Below are 2,957 nucleotides of genomic sequence, written 5' to 3'. Positions count from 1 at the left end.
TGTCATATTACGCGGCAGAAATTTTGCTGTGATGCATGCCGGCACAAATACAATAACGCCAAGCGGCATTATGATGTGCCAGTAGATATCTGCCCAGGCTGCGGGGATAGGCAAATTGTCTTTGCCGCATGGCGCGAGGCCCGCGCTGAGGCGGAAAAGCGCCGCAACGCCCCGCCCAAGAAGATTTCCTTTGACCGCAAGAGGTTTGCCCCCTATCTGGACAAGTTGGGCGGCGACCAGGAGATCGAGGCCCTGTTCCTGGAATTCTTGCGGGAGCGGGTCGGGTGAGATATAATGCAGACAAGGAATCAGAAAGGACAGGAATGCTATGAGCGAGCAGGACAAGATACAGCTTTTTGAAGACCAGCCCATCCGCACCGCATGGGACCCAGATCAGGAGGAGTGGTACTTCTCTGTGGTAGATGTAGTGGGGGTCTTGACTGGGCAGTCGACTCAGCGCGGTGCCAGCAACTACTGGGCCAAACTGAAGGAACGTCTAAAGGCAGAAGGCGCAGATCAGTTGCTGACAAATTGTCAGCAACTGAAATTGAGATCTCCCAAGGATGGCAAACGCTATGCCACGGATGTTGCTACTACGGAACAACTTCTGCGCATCATCCAGTCTATTCCCTCTCCCCGCGCCGAACCGATGAAACGCTGGCTCGCCCAGGTTGGACGGGAGCGGATTGAAGAGACCATCGACCCGGAACAGGCCATTGACCGGGCTTTGGAGACCTATCTGAAGAAGGGCTACGACCCGGACTGGGTCCATCAGCGGCTGTTGTCCATCCGAATCCGCAATGAATTGACCGAAGAATGGCAAAAGCGCGGGGTGGAACGGGGTAAGGAGTTCGCTATCCTGACAGATGAGATTACCCGCACCTGGTCTGGCATGACGACCCGGCAGTACAAGAAACTGAAGGGCCTGAAAAAGCAGAATCTCCGGGACAATATGAGCGATACCGAGTTGGTGCTGACGATGCTGGCGGAGGCTTCCACCCGGGATATTTCCAGAGAAACAGAGCCGGAGGGCTTTTCGGCCAGCATGGATGTGGCCCGGCAGGGCGGCGAGGTGGCGGGTGTTGCCCGCAAGGCGCTGGAGGAGCGCACCGGCAAGCCGGTCATCACCGAGAAAAATGCCGTCCAGCTCAACGCTGTTGTCACCGGGATGATCGAGGCCACCGCCTCGTTCATCTCCGACCCGGTGGAACCGGAAAAGGATGAATAACAGGAGTTTCTTTCCATCGGCTTGGCTCCGCAGAAATTCTGCGGAGCCGGGCTTTTTTATTGCCCAAATGAAAGGAGGATTTTCTTGGCGCATGAAAAGCACTCTATTTTCCACCCATATGACCCGTTTGACGACTCCGTGCCGGAGCGTCTGCGCCGCATGGGCCTTCTGACAGCAGGCGGAAAGCCGGATCGGGACGCCATGGCAGTCGTCTCCCGCCTTTATGCCGGGGCGTTCTATGACGACCTGTACGATTTCTACAGCGATATGAGAAGCGTGAACAGCGTTTGCCGGGAATTGATCGACCTCGCTGACGCGGAGGACGCCCGGCTACCCTTTCTATCCATCTGCTCGGCATATGACGCCATATACCGTTCACTGCCTGCGCCCATATGGTGGATGGCGGGCAATCTGGAGGTAGCCGCCCAATTTGCCGCCGGCTTTCTCAGGCGTCTTTCAGAATTTACCGAGGGAAGCGGGGTGATGCCATGATGCGTACCATCAAAATCTATGTGCCGCCGGGACAGCCGGGGCCTCTTCTGGAGTTTCTGCCTACGCTGGATGAAAAACTTCGGCGCAAGCTGCTCCAGCAGATCGTACGGCTCTCCCAGATCCATCTGTGCGATCTGAAGGAGCCGCATTTCAAGCATTTTGTCCTCGAAAAATATAACCAGCTGTATGAACTGCGGGAGAAGAACAAGGTCCTCGCCCGGATCATCTTCACGATCCGGGACGGGGACATTATTCTGCTCGCGCCCTTCATCAAGCGCCAGCCCCGGGACACCATGAAGGCGCTGGAGCAGTCACTCAAGATGCTTGCGGACATCCGGGACGCCCCGGAGTTTGCGGTAAATATGAAATGGGAGGAATATCTGTGAAAATCATGAAAATCATCGGACTGGCCACTGCGGCCGCGGCGGCGCTCCTTGCTGCGTGCGCCGTCTATTCAAGGAGGAAGTGTGTATGAAGAAATATGTTCCGCTCATCGCGCTGGCGCTGACCCTTTCCCTGTCCACCAGCGCCTTTGCCATGGAGGTTCCCACGGATACCGTGGTGCAGAACCTCAACGGCAGCCAGCAGGTCATCAAGACCTACACCATCGACCCCGGCGCCGATCCCCAGGAACTGATCGAGGAGTCCTTTGTCCTGGATGGCTACCTCTACACCTTTGCGGATATTGTCAAGGAAGACAACCATGTGGAGGATGTGAAAAGCCATACGGAGACGGTGACGGTTGAGACTTCCAAGGACGACCTGGATGTTATTTTGGAGCAGCTGGCCCCGGTCATCGAGTATGATGACGGCCTCTACTCCGGCACTCTGTCTCTGGATCACACCAGCCTGCACACCGAGGCCACCGGCTATTCCACCCGAAGTTATACGGTGTCCGAGACCAAGACCATCAGCCAGCTGGACCGCAACGATATGTCCTATGTCCCGGCCACGACGATCAAGGACGGCGTCACGCTCAATCTGGCCGGCGTGGACTGGCAGGTCACCGGGACCGATCTCGTGGGTGAGGTGCTCTCCCCCTCCTCCTGGCAGGCGGTGGCCACCTATTCCGGCAAGGCGTACTATAGCGCCGCCGACGGCTACATCACCACGGCCGAGTATGTGGGGGACATTACCCGCGCCGGCGTGGAGAGCGTCACCTATACGCTTACCTACCTCGGGACGGAGTACACTGGCGACGAGGCTGACAGCCACGACGGAGATATGCTCGGCAGTG

The 2,957-nt window shown here is 57.3% G+C and carries 4 protein-coding genes and 1 pseudogene; all 5 read left to right on the top strand.

Annotated features, from left to right (window positions below; genetic code table 11):
* Nucleotides 1–288, top strand: a 288-nt coding sequence (locus B5F88_RS18900; RefSeq protein WP_204246271.1) for a hypothetical protein, incomplete at its 5' end; no start/stop codon positions are given.
* Between the two features lie 40 nt (nt 289–328).
* Complete coding sequence (locus tag B5F88_RS18895) at nt 329–1,228, top strand: BRO family protein (RefSeq protein WP_087936978.1); 900 nt, start codon at nt 329–331, stop codon at nt 1,226–1,228.
* A gap of 84 nt (nt 1,229–1,312) precedes the next feature.
* On the top strand, nt 1,313–1,720 hold the full coding sequence (locus tag B5F88_RS20910; protein WP_162612252.1) for a hypothetical protein: 408 nt from the start codon (nt 1,313–1,315) through the stop codon (nt 1,718–1,720).
* Nucleotides 1,717–2,106 (top strand): type II toxin-antitoxin system RelE/ParE family toxin, encoded by a 390-nt coding sequence (locus B5F88_RS18890; protein ID WP_162612251.1) that lies wholly within the window; start codon nt 1,717–1,719, stop codon nt 2,104–2,106. Before B5F88_RS20910 ends, B5F88_RS18890 begins: the two co-directional genes overlap by 4 nt.
* 85 nt (nt 2,107–2,191) lie before the next feature.
* Nucleotides 2,192–2,957: pseudogene (locus tag B5F88_RS18885) on the top strand (hypothetical protein); the annotation flags it as partial.

It is taken from the genome of Flavonifractor sp. An306, from assembly GCF_002159455.1.
In the GTDB taxonomy this organism is placed as follows: domain Bacteria; phylum Bacillota; class Clostridia; order Oscillospirales; family Oscillospiraceae; genus Flavonifractor.
This window is presented reverse-complemented; position numbering and strand designations above follow the sequence as displayed.